The sequence below is a fragment of the Armatimonadota bacterium genome (genome assembly GCA_036504095.1).
Classification (GTDB): domain Bacteria; phylum Armatimonadota; class DTGP01; order JAKQQT01; family JAKQQT01; genus DASXUL01.
This window is the reverse complement of sequence record DASXVS010000043.1, coordinates 52,363-72,460: the sequence shown is the minus strand read 5'-3', so window position 1 is coordinate 72,460 and position 20,098 is coordinate 52,363. Positions and strand designations below refer to the sequence as shown.

The following is a 20,098-nucleotide window of genomic DNA, read 5'->3' as shown; positions in this document are numbered from 1 at the left end:
TGGAGCGATGCGAACGGCGCCGCTCCATCGCCCCGTTGGCTACTTGCCGAAGTCGATGTTGGGGCGGGCTTTGGCCTCCGCCGGCGCCTCGAAGAATGGCTGCTCCGCCTTGAAGCCCATCTTGGTGACGAACAATACCATCGGGAACGACTTCGCGGTTTCATTGTAACCCTGCACCGCCGTGTTGTACTGCTCCCGCGAATGCGCCAGCCGGTTTTCGGTCCCGGTCACCTCGTCCTGGAGATTCAGGAAGTTCTCGTTGCTCTTGAGGTTCGGGTAGTTCTCCACGATCACAAGCAGGCGGCTGATTGCGCTGCTCATGTCGTTGCTCGCCTTTATCTTGGCGTCGCTGGGCCCCGCGCCGGCGCCGCCGATACGCGCGCGGGCGTTCGCGATGTCGCCGAACACCTTCTGCTCCTGCCCCGCGACGCCTTTCACTGTTGCCACAAGGTTCGGAATGAGGTCGCTCCTGCGCTGAAGGTTGTTCTCAACTTCCGCCCAGGCGGCCTTGACCTGCTGGTTCTGAGCGTTCAGCCGGTTGTACGATGACTTGAACGCGCCGTACAGGCTCAGGCAGAGGAACAACAGCACCAGGACAACGCAGCCGCAACCCAGCAGGGCCGTCTTTCGCCCCTTGCCGCCGCCGCCATCATACGAGTTACTGTTCATGATCGGAGTCTTCCTTTCCGGTCGGGGATTCGCCTCTGGTTGACCAGGTGTCTATGACGTCGACGAGCCGTTCGACGGAGGCCAGATACCTCTCGAAGAGCGCATCCGCGTCGCCGTTCTGCAGAGACTCACCCTTATGGAGCGCGACCACGGACAGAAGCGCCCCGGAATCCAGATCGAAATCGCTTCCCACGGCCTTCATGATTTCCGTGCGGCTGGTGGGAGGCTTCTCACCGTGGAGCCTCAGCAGGCCCTGAAACGCGATCCGGAAGGAGGCCAGCGAATCCCGCATCAGATCGGCCACCGCCTGCGGGTTGCCGCACGCGCGCACGTAAGCGGCGCGAAGCCGCATCAGCTTGCCCTTCAGTTCCGCTTCCACCTGATGGCGCAGGTTGGCCGGATCGATTTGCAGGCTCTCCAGCGGGTCAGCGCCGAGAAGCGCTATGTGGGCGTCGCGCATATCTAGGAATTCGAGAGGAAAGACATCTGCCGACATATGCAGGTAATCCTTCGTGGCGAAGATGGGCGAGAGTGGTATGCGCTCGCGCCAGTGCCGCACGCTGTGGGCCGCCGCCCTTAATGCCTTCGGTGGCAATGATCCCGCGATCACCAGGACGTTTACATCCGAGACGCCGTGAACATAGTCGCCCCGCGCCGCGCTCCCGTATACGAGGACGCTGCGCACATCTGGCAAACGTTCTTTCAGGTCTTCGGCAAAGGCCGATAGCGGCCCTCTCAGTTCCTCCGGCAAAACACCTTCCGTCATCTCATCTCCTCACCAGCTTGAGCCGCCGCCCCCGCCTCCAAAGCCGCCGCCGCCGCCCGAAAACCCGCTGCCGCCCGACCATCCGCCGCCGGAACTGCCACTCGAACCGCCGCTGGTCCAGCCGCCCCCTCCGAAACCGCTGCTCCGGTAGATCGTGTAGCGGGACTGGTCTGTGAATCCACACGACGGGCATTTTCGGGTGCGCATCCCGTACCCGTTCGACAGGAGCCCCGGCGATTGGATGACCTCACTCGTGACGGACATCCAATGGCCGCAACGCGGGCATTTATACGTGGCTCTCGCCGCGAGCCAGGCGATGCCACCAAAGCCGCCGATCCCGAAAAGCAGAAACCCGAACGGGATGCCCTCGTGCCGGCCCCCGCCGGGTTCGTCAAGCGGCATCGGTACACTCTCGCCGCGGCCCTCGATGACATCAACCACCTGTTGAGCGCCGGTATAGAGGGCATCTCCGGTTCGGCCTTCCCGCAGGAGCGGGCGCATCGTATTGCGGCAGATGCTCGCGGCGCGCGCGTCGGTCAGGGCAGCCTCGGTTCCGGAGCCTGTTGCGATATACGCCTGGTGCTCCTGCATGGCCAGCATGATGACCACGCCGGTATCCGCTCCCTTGCGGCCGGCGCCTTGTTCGTTGCCGAAGCGCGTGGCCGCGTGGTTGATATCCTCGCCGTTGAGCGTCGGCAGCGTGACGATCAGCATCTGGTAGCCATGCGCCGTCTGGAAATTGCGGCACAGGTCCCCCAGGCGCTGTATTTCATCGGCATTCAGTGCGTGCGCCCAATCGTTCACGAAATCCCGTGTCTTGGGAAAAGGCGCGTCCTGCGCGGAGGCTCGCGAGGCGAGCGTCATCGCCAGGAAAATCCAGAAGGGTTTGCGAAGCGCCCTGATGATGTTAGAAATGGTTGGCATATGGCTTCTGAGCGTTCGGTCGCCCAAGTGTACGGCTACATTATACAATGATTTACGGATTCCGGCCCGCCCGGGTTCCACGTGCGTTTGAGGCGATTTCACCGGCGAGTCGAAACGCTGCTTTCAGCGCGACGGAACCCTGACGGTTCACCCGCGTCTTCAGTGGTGTGACCACTCTCAAGGAGGTAATATGAAACCGCTACATTGGAGTCTGATACTTCTGGGCGCGCTCTCGGCAACCGTCGCCGGCGCGCAGACAATGCGGCCCGCGGCGCCAACACCGCCCCGGGCGGTCCAGCCGCCCCCGCCTGTTCCGCCGGTGCCTCCGATGCCGCCAATGCCGCCGACACCCGTCGCCATGCCCGGCTTCCAGCAGCCGATGCAACCCGGCCACTACATGGCTCCGATGGGAAATCAAGCCTGGTATCTGTTCGAGACGATTCGCACGAACAAGGCAGAACTGAAGGTCAGCGACGCCCAGTGGAAGACCATTCAGGACGCCCGGGATGCCGACCAGAAGACCCGGATGGACCGCAGCATGCAGACGATGAACACCCGGCGGGACCTCCAAACCCTCGCCGATACCGATACGCCGGACATCGCCAAGATTGAAGCCAGGGTTCGCGATCTCAAGAAAGCGGAAGGCGACGACATGATGGCGGACTTCAGGCTCACCGCCCTCTATCGCACAACCCTCACGGCCGCGCAGCGCGAACAACTGAAGACGCTTGCCCCCAAGTTCGAGCCGATGATGCCTGGCGGGCCCGGGATGATGCCCGGCCGGCCCGGGATAATGCCCGGAGGCCCCGGCATGATGCCCGGAGGCCCCGCGATGATGCCGGGCGGCACTCCTCCGGCAGCCCCTGGCTCCCCCGGCGGCCAGCCGATGACCCCGCCGAATCCGAAACGACCCTGACAAGGAAACGAGTCAATGAGGGAATGAGGAAACGATCCCACCCGGTTCGTTTCCTCATTTCCGCATTTCCTCATCACCTCACTCGCCCAATACCACGTTCAGTATCCGCAGGGCGCCGCTCTTGGAGAGCGGTTCGTTGTTGTTGCCGCATTTCGGCGACTGGATGCACGAAGGGCACCCCTCCGCGCAGGTGCACGAGGCGATACAGTCACGCGTGGCCTTGAGGAGGCTTTCCAGCATGTCATAGCTGCGTTCCGCGATGCCGACGCCGCCTGGGTGAGCGTCGTAGATGAAACAGGCTGGAACGCCAAGTTCCGGGTGCTGGGGGTAGGACACGCCGCCGATGTCGTTGCGATCGCACATGGCGTACAGCGGCATCAGCCCGATCGTTGCGTGCTCGATGGCGTGCAGGCCGCCCGCGATGTCCACCCCATCCGCCTCCAGTTCCTTCAGGGCCCAGGACGGTATGACGAACCAGAGCGCCTCCGTATCGAATGTGAGCGGAGGCAGGTCCAGGTCCTCCACTTCCAGCACGCTGTCCGTGAAGAGCTGCTTCCGGCGGTAGCCGGTCACGTGGCTCGTCACGGTCACGGTCCCGAATGACGACTGCGTGCGGCCGGCGCGACGGTGGCTCTGCTCGCTCACGATATCGACAGCGTTGCTTTCCCGCGGCTGAGTGTAGTAATTCACATCCGACCGCGCCGCCCACGCGCACTTGTTGTCGATATCAAGCACTTCCACGAGATAGGCTTCGCCCTGGTGAAGGTACACGGCGCCGGGGTGAATCGTGAAGAACACGTTCTCGATTTCCACTGTCCCGAGCACGCGGCGCGAGGGGCTCTCCACGATGTTGAACTGGTCGCCGGAAGCCGACCGAATATTGATATCCCCGGCCGGATAGGTGCCACCGCAGTACACCCACGGACCGCCGCGAGCGGGTGAGGGCGCCACCGGGCGAACGGGCGAGCCCGCGCGCACATCCACGGAACCCCTCTCGCCCGGGGAAAGAGACTGGGGTTCAAGGCTCGCGCCCACCCCACGAACCTGGCCTTCTTCCTCCAACTCCTTCACGACCAGCGCCATCCCCAGGCCGAAGTACTTTGCGTCGGAATCGGCCAGTGGGAGTTCGTACGCGGCGGCCCGAACGTGCGGGCGCAGGATATGGAGGTTGTCCGGGTCCACGATGGCATGCTCGTGCGAGCGCCCGAAGAAGTAATCCGGCCGGCTCATCAGGAACTGGTCGAGCGGATTGTCGTGCGCCACAAGGATCGCGAGGCTCTCGTGAGCGCCGCGGCCCGCGCGGCCTGCCTGCTGCCAAGTGCTGGCAACCGTGCCGGGAAAGCCGTTGAGGATGCAGGCATCCAATCCGCCGATATCGACCCCCAATTCGAGGGCGCTGGTGCTGACAACACCCAGAAGGTCCCCGTTGAACAGCCGCCGTTCGATCTCGCGACGCTCTTCCGGCCGGTACCCCGCGCGGTAGGACGTGATCCGGTCACCCAGATCGCTGCCGGACACCTGCAGGGCGTTACGCGTGTACCGAAGGATCATCTCCGCGGTCTGCCGGGCGCGCGCAAAAGCGATCGTCCGGATACCTTCCTCAACCAGCGTCGCGAAGAGGTTGGTCGTTTCGATGTTGGTACTCTTCCGGCCGGCCTCCCCGGAGCCGATCTGGGGAGGGTTCCAGAACACGAAGCGCTTCGCGCCGGAGGGGCTGCCGTCGGTATCGACCAGCGTTGCGTTTGAGCCGGTGAGGTGGCGAACCAGTTCCTCCGGATTGGCGATGGTCGCGCTGCTGCACAGGAACTGCGGTTTGGCGCCGTAGCGCGCGCAGACGCGCCGCAGACGGCGCATCACATTGGCCACGTGAGACCCGAAAACGCCTCGGTACGCGTGGACTTCGTCGATGACGATATAGCGCAGGTTGCGGAGGAATGCCGCCCAGGACGCGTGGTAGGGAAGGATGCCCACGCTGAGCATATCCGGATTCGTCAGCAGGATCGCGGTCGAGCGCTTGATCGTGGCGCGGTCTTCGCGGGGGGTATCGCCATCGAACGTCGCCGCCACGAGGCCGGGCAGATGCAGGCCGTTCAGTTTGGCCAACTGGTCCTGCGCCAGCGCCTTGGTTGGAAAGATGAACAGGGCGCGGTGGTTCGGGTGCCGCAGCAGATCGTCCAGCACCGGGACGCTATAGCACATCGTCTTTCCGCTGGCGGTAGACGTGACGGTGACGACGTTTTCGCCGGAGCGCGCCGCGTTGATGGAGGCCGCCTGGTGCGAGTAGAAGCGGTGGACGCCCGCGCGCCGGATCGCGTCGCGCAGTCGCTCATCAAGAGGCGCGTCGAGGTCTGCGAACGCGGCGCCGCGCGGAGGGATCTCCTCGATATGCGCGATCTGGCCCGCGTAGTCCCGCGAGCCGCGAAGGGTGTTCAGGAAATGGGTAACGTCCACGGCTTCATTGTGGACGCGGGACGCGGCACAAGCGCAAGCGTTCTACCCGGCCGCGTACTTCCTGACCTTGCCCTCGTTGATTACGCGCAGCATCTTCGAACCGACGAGAGCCTTGATCGCGGCATCGACGGCGGGGGCGCCGCTGCGCCGGTACTTGCCGGCAATCTGCTCCCTCGTCTTCGGGGTTTCGCAATATCGGAGGACATCCATTTGGAGGCGGTCGGGAACGCCCGGCAGGGGCACTTCGGGAACGACCAGAGTGTGCCCCGGATTGCGGTCGAGCGTCTCGCCACTATGGAAGAAAACACCGTGGGTTGTGAGGAATGTGCGCAGTGCGAGACGCATCTTGCCGCCCTGCCCGCTCGCGCCGTATCCATGAACGATATCCAGCGTGTCGAACGAGCCATCCTGGACGGATTCGTTGTACGCCTCAACCACAACCTCGCGCGCTTCAGCCCAGGTCATCCCGTGAAGGTCGATCTGCTTCATTGGACGTGGTTTCTTTCGGCGGAATCCATCGCGCCGGGTACCATGGGCGGGAAGCGGGCGGGAAGCGTCAAGTCATCCTCTCAACGAGCACAATGCTGATCAGGTAAAGGAAGGCCATCGGCACAGCGCACATCAGCATCGTAACCGGATCGTTGCTCGGGGTCACAACGGCCGCGACGATCATGATAACCATCACCGCCTGCCGCCAGTACTGACGCATCAGGGCGCCGTCTATGATCCCCACCTTCGCCAGGAAAATCAGTAAAACCGGCAGCTCGAAGCAAAGCCCGAACGCAAGATACATCTTGGCGAGCAGTTCGATGTAGTCGTTCACGTGCTGAAGCAATTGCACATCCGGTGGGATGTAGGCCATGGCCCATCGAAACGCCAGAGGGAGCACCAGGTGCGCCAGAGTGACTCCGCAGGCGAATAGCACTACCGTCAGCGGCGCCAGAAAACGGATGGGTTTTCGTTCTTCCGGTGTCAGCGCCGGCGCCACAAACCCCCAGAGCTCGATGATCCAGAACGGCGCGGACACCACAATCCCGCCGTACACCGAGACCTTCATCCGCACGAAGAAGCCTTCCAGCCAGTTGCTGAAGATGATCCTTCCGCCGTGCTTGGACAGCTCGTGGACGAACGGCTGCGTGAAGAAATGGTAGATGGGGTTGTAATAGTACCAGACGATGAAGCAAGCCGCGACGATGACGCCCACGGAACGGAGCAGGCGGGCACGCAGTTCGGACAGGTGCTCCATCACTTCCATCTCGCGTTCGTGACGCGGGACCCGCTGCTTCCTGATCTTTTCTGGCGAACTGGCCATGGTGCCTCAATACACAAGGACACAAAGGCTCTGGAGACCGGGCGCTTCGCCCGGCTTGACCGGCTCCGAACGGGCCGGCTCCGCAAAGGTGAAGCCCTTTGCGCCTTTGTGTCCCTGTGACGATCCGATGCTTATTTGGCGGCCGTGACGATGGTCATATTCAGCGCGCCGCCGGACGCCCCGCTACCGGCGCCGGCCACGGGGTTGTTACCCGCGCCGCTCCCGAAATCGGCGGAAAGCGTATCCACGGAGTGCAGAAGCCGGCCCTTCACGTAATCGAAGTAAGTTATCCTGGTGCCCTTGAAGTGTATCTTCGAGGAGACTCCCTGCAGCGTCACGCTGGCGTCGCCGTCCATGCTGGATTCGATCTTCGCCGCGGGGCGGCCGCCGTAGTATTCGAGGCCGGTGAGTTTGTGGTTCGCGGACACCTGGGCGCTGGTTACGCCGTTGTAGAAAGGTGTGATCGTGAGGAAATTGCTCCAGGTGTCCCCCACGCGAACCGGGGTAGACGGGAACGTGAGGAGCGAGGAAACCGGCTCCACACCGGCCTTCTTCATCCTCGGGCCCGGCGTCACCACACCGTTCGAGTGCAGGTTCACGAGATAGGAGCGTCCGGCGGCGGCGAATACCTGCTGGGCTCCGGTCACCGACTCCGTGGCGTTCCGGGCAATCTTCTCGCGCGCTTCGGCGACGCCGTTGGCTACGTCTCCGACCTCAAGGGTCACGGGGACGTCGGCCGCGTAGACATCCATACCCGCCGACTTCGCGGAGACCTTCTCGTCCAGCGTGATGATGTCATCCGGGCGATAGATGTAACGGAGGTTCACGCCTTTGCTCGCCGGGATGCTGATGTGGTTTCGGAGGTAAACGTTCAGTTCATTGCTGCGGGCGAAGCGGAAATCCGGGGTGAAGGTCCTCACGCGGATCGTGTACTGACCATCGCGCGGCGCTTCCTCGGAATCGGCCAGAGGAGCCTTGGTATCCCAGTAGAACTTCACTGTGCTCTGCCCGGCTTCCGGCGCAACGGCCGCCACGAATTTGTCGTTGATCTCGACGATCATGTACCCGGTGTCGGGCACGGCGGCGGCGTTGATGACGATTGGGACATTCCCGCGCACAGTCTGTTCCGGCGCCGGCTTGCTGATACGAACGGGAACGTTCTGAGCCAGCGCGGGGACAGCGGCAACGAGCAGGGCGGCCGTCGCCAAGCGTGTCCATTTCATGAAAGGTGTTCTCCTCAAAAGTGTCTTCCGGTGGGCTGTCACGGGTGCGGGCGCGGTACGCTCCGGCCACGACAGAAACAGCGACGCCGCGTGCCTGTCTGCACCGGGTCGGGACGCCCGTAGGACGGAACGGGAATCCCAGCGGTGACGCTTCGGTTCGTTATTGTAGGTATCTCAACAGCCGTTCGACAAAGGGCACGTACGGCGCGAGCAGCGGCAGCAGCAGCGTAGGGCCGATATTGCCGATAGCCACCTGCACCAGGCCCATATTCCAGATTCGGTGGAATACCCCGAAGCGTGCAGGGGGCGCGCCGCCCTGGTATCGTTCCAGCAGTTGTTCGCCGGCGCGAATTCCCGATTCCAGCTGCCGCCGCGTCGCCGGTTTGGTGGTGATATGCAACTGAACCCAGTGGCCGAGAAACCGGTAGATGATGAGGCTGATGATGCCCGCCACCAGCGGATCCACGCCCATCCACGCGTACATTGTGACGAATACCGATGCCAGCACAACCAGGTTGGTCCCGCAGCGCGGGTGCGGCCTCGGCATCTGCGCGACCCGCTCAAGCGTCAGCGCCTCGTTCCGCTCGATCGCATGCACGGTCTGGTGCTCCGCCGCGTGATACCCCGCAACCCACGAGAGCCGGAACCAGAGAGCGAACGCCAGCGTCCACGCAGCCGTCGACACCCATTGCGTGTACACCCGGGGCAGGCCAAGCCGAACCCATGCCCAGGCCGCCAGCCCCGAAAGACCCATCGACACCACCGTGCCGATGAAGAGGAAGACCCCCGTGAGGACCAGGGCGATGTCGCTGGCGCCGCCTCTGAAGGTCCCGTCGGAAAGGTAGACGCCCAGCGGCGTCGCCATCCCTCCGATCTGCTTTGGCCGGCGGCGGAGGTAGATGGACCGCAGCAGTTCGCCGCGGCCGATCGTGCCCAGAAACCGGCCCTCCGGAGTGGCGACGGGGAGCGCCGGAAAATCGGTTTCCGCCAACAGGGCAAGGCCATCCTGAATCGGCATTTCGGATGGGACGATGGGTACCGCGCGCGTCATAACATCGCCCACGGTCGCCGCGGGTCCCATCAGTACACCCCGCGCCACCTCGCGATCGGAGACCAGGCCGCAGAGCGATCCGCCCTCAAGCACCGGCACGGCGCCGGACGGCGAATCGCCCAGCACATCGACCGCATGGCTCAGAGAGTCCGAAGGCTCGAGCCACACGCCGTTCGTTGCGATGTATCCAATTGGGAGTCGTGTATCCATAGTTTCTAGGGCTGAGGGCTGAGGGCTGAGAGGTGAGGTCCGAGGTAATGCCATGTTGAGCGCAGCGAAACATCTCGCGTCACGACGAGATCCTCCGCTTCGCCCAGGACGTCCACTTGCCTGACATCGCGCCTACACTCCTCAGCCCTCGGCCCGATCCCCTCAGCCCTGCAACTCCGTTTGCCGAAGGGGCGTTCAACATGGTATTATGGAATGGTTTGCACAACCTCATCCGCGGATGTTAACGCGTGAGAGCGCCGTCGGGTTTCGCCCGCCGCGGGGTTATGCAGTTCATTTAGTTATTTGGTGCGGCCGGCAACGGTAACGCAGGCCGCGTGGATGAAGGAGCGATATTCTAATGAGAGAGTGCCATTTCTGCGGGAAGGGCGCGATGGCCGGACGCAGCCATCGCCACCGCCACTCCGCGTGGGCCCAGCGTGCCCCAAAAACGAACCGTTGGTTCGAGCCGAACCTCCAGGTGACGCACGTGTCCGCCGGCGGTGGTAATCAGAAGCGCGTTCTGGCCTGCGCCAAGTGCCTCAAGGCCGGCAAGAGCCTTCACGGCCTACAGACCCCCACAGCCGCCTGATGCGTCAATCGGTCGATGAGTCAACGAGTCAATGATGGCTGCCAGCATATTGACACGTTCACTCATTCACTCGATGACTCGGTGATTCACCAGGCTCCTGGTATCGGACTGCTGAGTCATCATCAGCCAGAGTTGAAATCGGGCCCGGCGCTGAACTCCATGTGAAATGGTCGTTCAGTGGCGGGCCTTCACGCATGCTATGAATACGGACCTGACCCCGGATGACCTGCGCGAATGCGAATCCGCAATGTCCTACATCGAGGACATGACCGCCTGGTTCGACGAAGAGGCTGAAGAGGGCACCAAGCTCGATTTCGCGCTTCGTATCCTCGATCAAATCGACCGCCGTGGAAGCCTCAGCCGTTCGCAGAAGGCGTGGTGCGAAACGCGGGTGCGGGAAAGATATGCGCAACCTGCCGCGGAACACTCGCCGGCGCGCCAGGCCACCGACTGAAGTCGATGGCTGCCTGCCACCATGTCGGCTGAAGCCGACGCTAGCGATGGGCGGGAGTCGGCTTCAGCCGACATTGCGCGGGTCAGCCACTGAATTCATTCAGTGGGCCGGGGAAGCCTCAGCAGTTTGCAGCGTGTGTGGCGCGAATCGCGGGTGCGGGAGATATACTCTACTTGACGCTTGCTTTCCAACGGTACCGGTGTAGAGGGTTACTTCGATGATGCATGTCATTGCGGACCGGTGGGCGGAGTTCTTCGCTGTCAGCAGTGTGGTCGACGCGATTCTCGAATGGCTTTGCTTGATCCTGGCGATTGGCCTGTTGTCGAGTTTGCGCCCGACTCGATATCTCCGTGTTCTTCTTACCCCAACGCTACTCGTCTTGTGGCTGTGGATGTTCGCCTGCCTTAGTTCGGGACGGGAATTCCGAAATCACCACCCCGGGATTGCACTCTGGATGGGTCTGGCGGTCAACCTGTGTTTCCTTATATCCGGCCTTGTCGTCATCAGCCTGATCTCGCTCACCGTAGCCAAATTCACCGGTAGAACCAGCGCAAAGGCGCCGCAACACTGACACCACGCCACCGACTGAAATCGATGGCTGCCTGCCATAATGTCGGCTGAAGCCGACATTTGCGGCGGGCGGGAGTCGGCTTTAGCCGACATTCGCCGGTCAGCCACTGAATTCATTCAGTGGGTCCGATATGGTGCGGCTCCCGCGTCCGAGGGCATACTCTACTTAACGGTTGCTTTCCAGCGGTCTCGATGTTAGGGGGTGTCTTCGATGATGCGCATGATTGCGGAGCGGTGGGCCGACAGATTTTCGATCCTCAACCTACTCACGGCGACGTCAATGTTGCTGTTTGTTCTTCTCTTGTGCTTCGCTTTGCCACGTACTCGAAACAGCCCTTCCCTACGCGTCTTCCTTTCGTTTCCGGGTCTTCTTTACCTGTGGTGGATTCTCGCGTTCGTCGGTTCGGGATCCGAATTCGGTTCGCATAACCCGCCGATTCCGTTCCTGCCGCGCCTAGCGATCGACCTCGCAACATTCGCCGCAGGGATGTTTGTCATTGTGCGGCTTGACGTGTACCTGGACAGGCGCAAGAAAACTAAAGACAAGCGGACTCGCCCCGGCGAATGAATTCGCGGGGTAGGCGCACGCGCTACGAGGCCGCGTCGCCCCCTCACCCACTCTCCCCCTCCCGCACACCCTCCCGCTTGCCGCACAACCCTCCAGCGCGTTAACCTGTACGTGACCTGCAGGCCCCATTCCGGGGCCTTTCGCGCATGGATTCCCACATGGCCGACACAAATCTCAAGTTCCAGGCCCCGAGGGGCACACACGATGTAACACCCGCCGAGGTAGGCGCCTGGCTGCGCGTGGAAGAAACCTTCCGCCGCGTTTGCCGCCTCTACCGTTACGGTGAGATCCGCACGCCGCTCTTCGAGAGTTCGGAGATCACACACCGTTCAAGCGGTGAGACGTCGGACATCGTCACCAAGGAAACCTACGATTTCACGGACCGCGGCGGCGACAGCTTCACCCTGCGACCCGAAGGCACGCCCGGCGTGATCCGCGCCGCCATCGAACACGGACTCATCGCCGACTCACCGGTTGTGAAGCTGGCGTACATCGCGCCGATGTTCCGGTACGACCGCCCCCAGAAGGGCCGGTTCCGGCAGCACCACCAGGTGGGCATCGAGGTCCTTGGCCCCAGCGACGCGGCGTCGGACGCCGAGGTGATCGCGCTCGGCTGCCGCCTCCATGCGGAACTGGGCATCAAAGGCGCTGTGCTCAAGATTAATTCCGTTGGCTCTCCGGAGGACCGGCCGGTCTACCGCCAGGCGCTAGTGGACTATTTCACGCCCCGCGCCGCCGATCTCACCGAAGAGAGCCGCAACCGGCTGGCGACCAACCCGCTGCGCATCCTGGACAGCAAAGCGCCGAACGACCGCGAGCTCGTGGCCGGCGCGCCGCGCATCCAGGAATACCTGACGGCGGAAAACGCAGCGCATTTTGACGCGGTGAAGTCCCATTTGGATCGGCTGGGCATAGCCTTCGAAGTCGATCCGCTGCTCGTCCGCGGCCTTGACTATTACACGCGCACGGCCTTCGAGTGGGTTCACGGCGGACTGGGCGCGCAGAGCAGCATCGGCGGCGGCGGGCGGTACAACGGTCTCGTCGAGGCCCTGGGCGGGCCGCCCACCCCGGGCATCGGCTTCGGGATGGGAATCGAGCGCCTGATGCTCGCCATGGAAGACTCCGGCGTGACGCCGCCGGTCCCAGATACCGCGGATGTCTACGCGGTGGCCGCGGGCGACGAAACGCGAGGCGAGGTCTTCGCTCTGTGCCAGGAGTGCCGCGATGCAGGGCTGGCGGCGGAGTTCGACCCGCTGCATCGAAGCGTCAAGAGCCAGATGAAGTCCGCCGGAAAGGCCGGCGCCGGGGTGGTCCTCCTCATCGGCGGGGATGAGCTGACCAACGGGACCGTAACGCTGCGCGACATGGCGGTCGCCGAGCAGCACACCGTGCCGCGCGCCGAAGCGGTGGCGGCAGCGAAACGGATTGTGGAAATGAGGAAATGAGGAAACGGGGAAATGGGACGAAGTCGTTTCCTCATTTCCCCGTTTCCTCATTTCCCGGGCTGGGGGGACTATGTACACTCAACGAACGATTTGGTGTGGCGAATTGCGGCTGGAACACATCGGCCAGACCGTGACGGTCAATGGCTGGGTGCAGAAGCGCCGGGACCACGGGGGAGTCATTTTCATCGACCTGCGTGACCGCACGGGGCTGGTACAGACCGTGGCGCACGAGGAACAGGCCGACGCGCGGAACGCTGCGGACGAAGCCCGGCCCGAGTACGTGATGAGCGTGACCGGCACCGTCATCGCGCGCGAGCCCGAAAACGTGAACCCCAATATGCCAACCGGCGAGGTGGAGATCGTCGCGTCGAAGGTCGAGATTCTCAACCCCGCCAAGACGCCGCCGTTCCCCATCGCGGACGATACCACCAGCGACGAAATCCTCCGCCTCAAATACAGGTACCTCGACCTGCGCCGCGCGTCCATGTATCGCAACATGCTCCTTCGCCACAAGGTCATCAAGTTCATGCGGGACTACCTCTGCGAGCGCGACTTCATCGAAGTCGAGACGCCCATCCTCATCAAGAGCACGCCGGAAGGCGCGCGCGACTACCTCGTGCCGTCGCGCCTCTATGCCGGCCATTTTTATGCGCTGCCACAGTCGCCGCAACAGATGAAGCAGCTACTGATGGTCGCCGGCTTCGAGCGCTATTTCCAGATCGCCAAGTGCTTCCGCGATGAAGATCCGCGCGCCGACCGCCAACCGGAGTTCACACAGTTGGACCTCGAGATGTCATTCGCAACGCAGGAGGATGTTCTCAGCATCATCGAGGGCCTGTACACCGAGATGATCCCGGCGGTCAGCGAGAAGAAGATCAACAGCCCCTTCCTGCGGCTGACCCACGCCGAGGCGTTGGACAAGTACGGCAGCGACAAGCCGGATCTCCGGTTCGGCCTCGAACTGGTGGACATCGGCGACATCCTTCGCGGCTGCGGGTTCCGAGTGTTCGACGGCACGCTGGAGTCCGGCGGGCGCATCCAGGCGCTGCGCTACCCGGGCGGCGCGAGCATCGGCCGGGCCGATATCGACCGCCTGACGGATTTCGCCAAGTCCCAGGGCGCAAAGGGCCTCGTCTCGCTGGCGTACACGGCGGAAGGGGTCAAGACGCCGTCGTCCGGTATGCTCAAATTCGTGACAGTGGAACACCTGGAGAATATCCGCATCGCCGCCGGCGCCGAGATCGGCGACAGCGTGTTCGTGGTCGCGGACTCGAAGGCCGTCGTCGCGAAGACGCTGGGCGCGCTGCGCCTCGAGGTCGGCCGGCGCAAGGACCTGATGGACCCGGACCAGATGATGTTCGCCTGGGTGGTGGACTTCCCGATGTTCAACTGGGACGAGGCCACCCAGCGCTGGGACGCCGAGCACCACCCATTCACCAGCGTGAAGGACGAGGACGTGCACTGGCTGGACGAAGACCCCGGCAAGGCGCGCGCCAACGCCTACGACCTGGTGTGCAACGGCGCCGAAATGGCCAGCGGCAGCATCCGGATCCACCGCAGTGACATCCAGAAGAAGATCTTCGACCTGATGGGCTACGACGACACGTCCATTCAGGAGCGGTTCGGCCACATCATCGAGGCGTTCCAGTATGGCGCGCCGCCCCACGGCGGTATCGCACCAGGCATCGACCGCCTGATCATGAAGCTGCTGGACACGGACAACATCCGCGAGGTCATCGCCTTCCCGAAGACCACCACCGGCCAGGACCCCATGACCGGCGCCCCAAGCCCCGTGGACCAGGCGCAACTGGACGAACTGCACCTGGACGTGGTGATGTCACCAGAAGAGGGCTGAGGGGCAAGGGCTGAGCGAGGAGCGATGAACGATGACGATAGCTTTGCGCCGATTTTACTCATCGTTCACCGCTTCCCGCGCGACTGTGCTGGTCCTTGCCGCAGCTTCCGTCCCTTGTGCTGTGCTGTCCGCCACCGCGGGGTCCAAGGCTCCTGAAAAGGGTGACGACCAAGCACCTATCTCCCCCTCCCAAGCAAGCATCGTCCGACTCGTTTTCCCACCGCCGCGCTTCGAAAGGGTCACGATTCAGGGCTACCGTTACACACTCATCAGGGGAGGCCGAGTACGTACTGCGTTTGGGCCACTAAACAGATCGGTCGCTTCGTGGGTGAAAATGGTGGATGGGATCGGCGGTCTGAACGGAACATTCTTCGACGCGCGGAACAACATCGTGGGGCCCGCGTTGAGCGGCAGCGGGAAGCGTTATGCGCCTTCGCATCTGTACGTCAACCTGAAGTGCTCCGGCCGGCCGATAGTGTTGTTAGGCACCAAATCACTGAGGATAATGCCGTTCGAACCGGATATGGGAACGAGTATCAAGGTATTGCGGAGCCTCGTCCCGGACGTTCAGGATGCCTTTGTCGGCGGCGGCTGGCTCGTTCGAAACGGGAAGGTATCCGATGTTCCGACTATTCGCCACACGTTCGTTTCCACCGCCATGGACTTCCGACCACGGGCCGCAGTCGGCGTGGACGCCGCTGGCCGAATGCTATTGTTCGCCACACGCGAGGAGGTCAGCAGCTTCAGGTTCGCGGAGGCAATGGCCAAGGTTGGCGCGGTGCAAGGAGTGCTTCTGGACTCGGGTCTGAGCACCTGCCTTATGTGGAAGGGCCGAGCCGCAGCAGCTGTAAGCACTGGGAATCCGCCGCGCATCCGGCCGGTGCCGCACGCGTTCATTGTGTTTTCAAAGTAGAGCGCCCTCGATCTTGGAAGAATGCCGAGATCGAGGGCGCACCGTGAAGCGGCCAGGGTGTGGCGGGCTGATCTACATCTTCGCAAGAGGCATCTTGTTGAGCGTCGACCAAGTCACCTTCCGGCCGAGGACATCTTCGAGCATGGTCACCGGCACGATCAGTTCCTTGCCCTGTAGAATTGGAGCCGCCCGTAGATTAACGGCTGCGCCATCTACGGTACCTGCCCGCGTGGCGCCCAGCACCACAGCCTTCCCGGCAGCGGTGAAGGAGACCCTTCCAACACCAGTCTTGACGTATGTGCCCGGCTGTGCTACGCCGAGTAGCTGGCGCAACGGAACAATCAACTCACCCGAGCCGGTCTTGAATGCGGCTACCAGACGGGGCAGACCGTTTCCCGCCTTCATCGCGATGGCCGCCCCAACCGTTCCGCTAGGTGCAGGCACATGAGTGGCTTGCCAAGTGACGAACGGATTGCAGGCCATATCCGCCGCCGATACGGGAAACTCACCACACGGCAGTTGCTTGTTGCTAGAATACCTATCAATCCGCGTCCCAAGACGGGTCGAAAGCTCAACTGCATAACGACCAGCGAAGCCCTTACCGCTGTATACCGAGACCGACACCGCAATGGTACCCCTTACGAACAGCACGCGTGCGAATTTTTCCGTCGCGACGTTACTCGCGGAGTGTTTCGTCCAGGCACGGTCCGCAAACGGTAACAAATAAGGCTCACCAGTCACTTCCGGTATGATGGCTGGCACGGTCTTGAGTTCCGCCTCAACTCCACTAACGGCATCCTCACGCGTAGACGCACATGCGATTGATATCTGAATCTGATTCTCGGCGCGACCGTTGCTGGCAGGTACGGTGCGCCAGCCCTCGTGAACGACTTGGGTAGCGGGCAGCGATGCGAAGCAGGCTGAATGCACAGTAGAACCTGACTCGACTGCGTCTAGCATGCAATCCCAAGGAAGCTCATCGCGCCCGAGGAGTAACGCGCCAAATACACTCCAGTTGGGAGGAGGCGCAGCCGCCACGAATGTACCACCGCAAACCAGCGTCACAGCAGCCAATGCCGTGCCAGCCACAACCACACAAACCCAGACTCTTTTCTTTAGTCCATTCATTTCACTTCACCTGGCCCAAAGTATGAGGGAGGCTGATTGGGTACACGTACTGCGGTATCGTCCAGCTTGCCTCGTTGTAGTAGTAACGATCCCAGAAATCCCGTTCATAATTCCCGTAGAGGTCCTCGTTTTGAGGCACCCGGCTTGGATCGTTTTGGCCGTACGGGGGCCATTTCAGTTTCAGGCAAGCGTCGAATACGTTGCTATACCATCCGACTTGATGGAAGCCCCAGTCTTCGGCGCCCCACGTACTCCTTCCGACCGCAAGGATATGTCGCGTGCGCAGACCCTCTTGGCCCCCCGTAATGATAACGAACTGCCCATTCATCCCGAGGCTATTGCAAACCTTGATCCACCAGCACGACATGTCCTGGCAATCGGAAGTGTTGCCCAACATGAAGGTGGTCATATCGAACGTGTCATTTCCCCGCGCGTAGTTCGTCCCTTGGTCAGTGTAGGTTGTCCACGCCTGGCTGTATGCCTGATCTGCAACTCTCTTTCGCGCATCCAACTTCCCACCGGGGTTCGCATACCCCGTCTCAGGCATCCATTGGCATGCAAGACTAAGTACGCTAGTCCAGCATGACCGCGGCCCATTGTTAGTGCTCGTGCCCCATGGTCCAAGCGGCTCCCCAAATGTTAAGAACACTTGAGGGTGAGATGTGTTTGTCGCTCCAGCCCAACACCAATCACTATCATCGCACTTGCGAACATAGAAGTCGTAAGACTGGTCCAGCGTGTAGTCCATAACTAGGTTGGGTGCTGTAGTGGAGTGCGCCAGCGAGGCCGGAAATGCGACAGGAGAAGGCGTGTCCACCGTCGTCGAATATGGCGTTCCGATCACGGATCCAGCCGAGTTCTTCCACGTTCCCCTTACTTTGTAACGTGACCAGACTGAACCTGGTACGTTCGTAGTAACCATTTGGACACTCGGTGATATGCCCGATCCCGCCTGATAGGCAAAAGGTTTTGTGTACGTCTGGTTCGTAACGTGCCACTGTGGCGCCTCTATTGGTTCATCCCCGTCCTCGCGATTCCAAAGCGAATATCCGGCAAACGATATAGTGTCTGTGTGGACTTCAGGGTTGAGGAATGCGTGTCTCGACGTGGATCCTGTGCAACTATGACTATTGTAAGCCATCACCGTTAAGACGTGATCGCCCGTTAGGGTCATCGGTAAGGGCCACTCGTATATCCAGAAGCCCCCGGAAGCATCACTAACATAATGCATGTCGGCCTCAGGCCATCCGTCCACCCACAACTGCACTAAAGAGACGCTGTCACCCGCCGGAACTGTGACGTAGGCCTTTACCCGTGCCTCATCTTCGGTGGTGTTTGGGTCATCGGCTATAAACTCACCTTCGCAACCTGGACTCACAATATTCACAGATGGTAAGGCTGTCACGGTCACGCTTCCGAGGGCGGCCGTCACCGGAGGATCTTTTCTTGGATCGCCGTAAACCCTATTGTTCGACAGCGTCCAGGACACGTAATACGTTCCGGGGTCGCATGGAGCGGTCCATTCGTAGTCCGTGCCTGCTCCAACCTCCACGCCATTGACAAGCCATGTGACCGTAAACGTCTCATCTTCAGTGGATTGCGGCAACGGCGGATCCACTTTTTGGTTGTAAATGTCGTAATACGTGTCGTAGTCCTTGGCGGGAATGCCACTCGAACACGAGTCCTTTCTAGCCCGAAAGACGATCTTGCCGCCGGGAGGGATGGAGGTCGTGCTCGGACAGTAAACTGCATTGTATGTTGGCGGATACTCCCAGTGACCGCTGGCACCAGCACGAGCGGACGATGGGATCGTTGTAAGGAGCAGGAAGCCGAAAAGATAACGTGGCGTCATTTTGACGAGCCCTCCGATGCGCCAAGAGTGGGTTGGAGAATCCCATCGCGTTGGAGTTCCGCCGCTAGATCGTCACGGTATATCGCGGCGCTTCGCGCGATGGGACAGTCGGCATAGTCATCTATGACTTTCTGATACGCTGCCGCAGCGTCCGCGGTTTTGCCCAATCCGCGGAGGCAATGTCCCGTAAAAAACTGGGCTTGCGAATGCAGGAGGCGTTCATTGAATGATGGGACAGCCAGTTCAAGGTAGTTGGTGTACTCGGCCAGGGCTCGCGCCCAATCATGCATGTCCTCATAGCAACGGGCCATGTAGAACTGCGATGTTCCGAGGGACTCTTTCGCCGTAGCCGCATACGTCGTTTGAATGGTAGTGATGTCGGCAATGGAAGCGTCGTACCGCCGCATGCAGAAGCATGATTCGGCCCGCATCATCAGGACCGTGGGACATCGCGTGGAGTCGTCCGGCCACTTCGATAAGAAAGCGCCCGCAGCCGCGATCACGTCTTCAAAAGAGTTGCCTTGTCCGTAAATCGCATATTCCAGTTTCAGCGATACAAGCAACATTTCGGCTTCTGCGCGGAGTATTCCCGCTTCAGGAAAGTCCTTCAGCACGCGCGAGTATGCATCCTCCGCAGCGTGAAAGTCAGGCGCGGCCTGCTTCCAGATTTCCTCGCCGGTTGTGACCGATCCCGTGGCAAGGGCGGTCCGGGATTCCCTGAGCTTGGTCTGTTCCGCCATTCTGAGGTGGACGTTGCCGAGCCAACAGCGAGCCTGAATCGCGAATTCGCGAGCTTCCGCCGCCGTTGTGTAGGTGTCGGCAGCCCGCTGGTAATATGTCGCGGCCGAAGTGTAGTCCTTAGCGCCAACAGCACTGTTTCCTGCTCGAAGCAGAGAGTTGCACGCGTAAGAAGCTTGGGTGGGAAACTTGTCGGCCGCAGCCACCCATTCGGCTTGCGCCTGCTTCCGGTTGTCCAAGTTGTAGTAAGACCAGCCGATCTGAAACTGAGCGCGCGCCCGAACACCGTCGGGCAGTTTCGATGCGACGACCTGCTGGTAGAGCGGTATGGCCTCCGCATACCGTTTAGCCGTATACGCGGTATCCGCCGCTACGACTGTGGGGTCAACGGATTGCGCGCGGACGGGGCAGACGAACAGAAGGGGAAGGGAGAGGGCCGCGAAACGGCCCAAGCGAGACTGCAT

General features: G+C 61.7%; 19 protein-coding genes. 8 read left to right on the top strand and 11 right to left on the bottom strand.

The genetic code is table 11. The features are described 5' to 3' along the window. Window positions 1-39: 39 nt before the first annotated feature. The 3 genes from VGM51_09260 to VGM51_09250 are packed head-to-tail and all read right to left on the bottom strand — an operon-like array spanning window position 40 to window position 2,359. The gene (locus tag VGM51_09260) at window positions 40-669 is read right to left on the bottom strand and encodes a LemA family protein (GenBank protein ID HEY3413231.1); all 630 of its coding nucleotides are present in this window, start codon (window positions 667-669) and stop codon (window positions 40-42) included. Beyond that, a complete protein-coding gene (locus VGM51_09255) occupies window positions 659-1,435 on the bottom strand; it encodes a nucleotidyltransferase domain-containing protein (GenBank protein ID HEY3413230.1) in 777 nt (258 codons plus the stop codon). Before VGM51_09255 ends, VGM51_09260 begins: the two co-directional genes overlap by 11 nt. A 9-nt stretch (window positions 1,436-1,444) precedes the next feature. Beyond that, window positions 1,445-2,359, bottom strand: coding sequence for a TPM domain-containing protein (locus VGM51_09250; protein ID HEY3413229.1), 915 nt, complete (start codon window positions 2,357-2,359; stop codon window positions 1,445-1,447). A 190-nt stretch (window positions 2,360-2,549) separates the two neighbouring features. Here VGM51_09250 and VGM51_09245 point away from each other — a divergent pair, with 190 nt between their 5' ends. After that, on the top strand, window positions 2,550-3,275 hold the full coding sequence (locus tag VGM51_09245; protein HEY3413228.1) for a hypothetical protein: 726 nt from the start codon (window positions 2,550-2,552) through the stop codon (window positions 3,273-3,275). 78 nt (window positions 3,276-3,353) lie between these two features. Here the strand turns inward: VGM51_09245 and VGM51_09240 are convergent, their stop codons facing one another. From VGM51_09240 to VGM51_09220, 5 genes are all read right to left on the bottom strand, one after another. Continuing rightward, entirely contained in the window at window positions 3,354-5,726 is a 2,373-nt protein-coding gene (locus VGM51_09240) for a DEAD/DEAH box helicase (GenBank protein HEY3413227.1), read from the bottom strand. 42 nt (window positions 5,727-5,768) lie between these two features. After that, complete coding sequence (locus tag VGM51_09235) at window positions 5,769-6,215, bottom strand: Smr/MutS family protein (protein ID HEY3413226.1); 447 nt, start codon at window positions 6,213-6,215, stop codon at window positions 5,769-5,771. A gap of 67 nt (window positions 6,216-6,282) precedes the next feature. Then, complete coding sequence (gene tatC / locus VGM51_09230) at window positions 6,283-7,038, bottom strand: twin-arginine translocase subunit TatC (protein HEY3413225.1); 756 nt, start codon at window positions 7,036-7,038, stop codon at window positions 6,283-6,285. A 131-nt stretch (window positions 7,039-7,169) separates the two neighbouring features. Further along, a complete protein-coding gene (locus tag VGM51_09225) occupies window positions 7,170-8,261 on the bottom strand; it encodes a hypothetical protein (protein ID HEY3413224.1) in 1,092 nt (363 codons plus the stop codon). A gap of 160 nt (window positions 8,262-8,421) precedes the next feature. Then, window positions 8,422-9,522, bottom strand: coding sequence for a DUF1385 domain-containing protein (locus VGM51_09220; protein HEY3413223.1), 1,101 nt, complete (start codon window positions 9,520-9,522; stop codon window positions 8,422-8,424). A gap of 358 nt (window positions 9,523-9,880) precedes the next feature. Here VGM51_09220 and VGM51_09215 point away from each other — a divergent pair, with 358 nt between their 5' ends. The 7 genes from VGM51_09215 to VGM51_09185 all read left to right on the top strand — a co-directional run bounded on the left by VGM51_09215 (window position 9,881) and on the right by VGM51_09185 (window position 15,916). Next, on the top strand, window positions 9,881-10,111 hold the full coding sequence (locus VGM51_09215) for a bL28 family ribosomal protein (protein HEY3413222.1): 231 nt from the start codon (window positions 9,881-9,883) through the stop codon (window positions 10,109-10,111). Window positions 10,112-10,310: 199 nt separating this feature from the next. After that, window positions 10,311-10,565 carry a hypothetical protein gene (locus VGM51_09210; protein HEY3413221.1) on the top strand — a complete coding sequence of 85 codons (255 nt, stop codon included), beginning with the start codon at window positions 10,311-10,313 and terminating at the stop codon, window positions 10,563-10,565. Window positions 10,566-10,782: 217 nt separating this feature from the next. Then, window positions 10,783-11,136, top strand: coding sequence for a hypothetical protein (locus VGM51_09205; GenBank protein ID HEY3413220.1), 354 nt, complete (start codon window positions 10,783-10,785; stop codon window positions 11,134-11,136). Window positions 11,137-11,346: 210 nt separating this feature from the next. Then, entirely contained in the window at window positions 11,347-11,703 is a 357-nt protein-coding gene (locus VGM51_09200) for a hypothetical protein (protein ID HEY3413219.1), read from the top strand. A gap of 158 nt (window positions 11,704-11,861) precedes the next feature. After that, window positions 11,862-13,148 carry a histidine--tRNA ligase gene (gene hisS, locus VGM51_09195; protein ID HEY3413218.1) on the top strand — a complete coding sequence of 429 codons (1,287 nt, stop codon included), beginning with the start codon at window positions 11,862-11,864 and terminating at the stop codon, window positions 13,146-13,148. A 70-nt stretch (window positions 13,149-13,218) separates the two neighbouring features. Continuing rightward, entirely contained in the window at window positions 13,219-15,003 is a 1,785-nt protein-coding gene (gene aspS, locus VGM51_09190) for an aspartate--tRNA ligase (GenBank protein HEY3413217.1), read from the top strand. A gap of 31 nt (window positions 15,004-15,034) precedes the next feature. Continuing rightward, on the top strand, window positions 15,035-15,916 hold the full coding sequence (locus VGM51_09185; protein ID HEY3413216.1) for a phosphodiester glycosidase family protein: 882 nt from the start codon (window positions 15,035-15,037) through the stop codon (window positions 15,914-15,916). A 72-nt stretch (window positions 15,917-15,988) separates the two neighbouring features. On the opposite strand, the gene VGM51_09180 is transcribed toward VGM51_09185, so the two are convergent. The 3 genes from VGM51_09180 to VGM51_09170 all read right to left on the bottom strand — a co-directional run bounded on the left by VGM51_09180 (window position 15,989) and on the right by VGM51_09170 (window position 20,098). Next, entirely contained in the window at window positions 15,989-17,044 is a 1,056-nt protein-coding gene (locus VGM51_09180) for a hypothetical protein (GenBank protein HEY3413215.1), read from the bottom strand. Window position 17,045: 1 nt separating this feature from the next. After that, window positions 17,046-17,453 (bottom strand): hypothetical protein, encoded by a 408-nt coding sequence (locus VGM51_09175; protein ID HEY3413214.1) that lies wholly within the window; start codon window positions 17,451-17,453, stop codon window positions 17,046-17,048. Window positions 17,454-18,892: 1,439 nt separating this feature from the next. Further along, entirely contained in the window at window positions 18,893-20,098 is a 1,206-nt protein-coding gene (locus VGM51_09170; GenBank protein HEY3413213.1) for a tetratricopeptide repeat protein, read from the bottom strand.

Bases quoted from the DNA above. Each gene is read 5' to 3' on its own strand.
- VGM51_09260 (HEY3413231.1), bottom strand. From the start codon at position 669: ATGAACAGTAACTCGTATGATGGCGGCGGCGGCAAGGGGCGAAAGACG.
- VGM51_09255 (HEY3413230.1), bottom strand. From the start codon at position 1,435: ATGACGGAAGGTGTTTTGCCGGAGGAACTGAGAGGGCCGCTATCGGCC.
- VGM51_09250 (HEY3413229.1), bottom strand. From the start codon at position 2,359: ATGCCAACCATTTCTAACATCATCAGGGCGCTTCGCAAACCCTTCTGG.
- VGM51_09245 (HEY3413228.1), top strand. From the start codon at position 2,550: ATGAAACCGCTACATTGGAGTCTGATACTTCTGGGCGCGCTCTCGGCA.
- VGM51_09235 (HEY3413226.1), bottom strand. From the start codon at position 6,215: ATGAAGCAGATCGACCTTCACGGGATGACCTGGGCTGAAGCGCGCGAG.
- tatC (HEY3413225.1), bottom strand. From the start codon at position 7,038: ATGGCCAGTTCGCCAGAAAAGATCAGGAAGCAGCGGGTCCCGCGTCAC.
- VGM51_09225 (HEY3413224.1), bottom strand. From the start codon at position 8,261: ATGAAATGGACACGCTTGGCGACGGCCGCCCTGCTCGTTGCCGCTGTC.
- VGM51_09220 (HEY3413223.1), bottom strand. From the start codon at position 9,522: ATGGATACACGACTCCCAATTGGATACATCGCAACGAACGGCGTGTGG.
- VGM51_09215 (HEY3413222.1), top strand. From the start codon at position 9,881: ATGAGAGAGTGCCATTTCTGCGGGAAGGGCGCGATGGCCGGACGCAGC.
- VGM51_09210 (HEY3413221.1), top strand. From the start codon at position 10,311: ATGAATACGGACCTGACCCCGGATGACCTGCGCGAATGCGAATCCGCA.
- VGM51_09205 (HEY3413220.1), top strand. From the start codon at position 10,783: ATGATGCATGTCATTGCGGACCGGTGGGCGGAGTTCTTCGCTGTCAGC.
- VGM51_09200 (HEY3413219.1), top strand. From the start codon at position 11,347: ATGATGCGCATGATTGCGGAGCGGTGGGCCGACAGATTTTCGATCCTC.
- hisS (HEY3413218.1), top strand. From the start codon at position 11,862: ATGGCCGACACAAATCTCAAGTTCCAGGCCCCGAGGGGCACACACGAT.
- aspS (HEY3413217.1), top strand. From the start codon at position 13,219: ATGTACACTCAACGAACGATTTGGTGTGGCGAATTGCGGCTGGAACAC.
- VGM51_09185 (HEY3413216.1), top strand. From the start codon at position 15,035: ATGACGATAGCTTTGCGCCGATTTTACTCATCGTTCACCGCTTCCCGC.
- VGM51_09180 (HEY3413215.1), bottom strand. From the start codon at position 17,044: ATGAATGGACTAAAGAAAAGAGTCTGGGTTTGTGTGGTTGTGGCTGGC.
- VGM51_09175 (HEY3413214.1), bottom strand. From the start codon at position 17,453: ATGACCACCTTCATGTTGGGCAACACTTCCGATTGCCAGGACATGTCG.
- VGM51_09170 (HEY3413213.1), bottom strand. From the start codon at position 20,098: ATGCAGTCTCGCTTGGGCCGTTTCGCGGCCCTCTCCCTTCCCCTTCTG.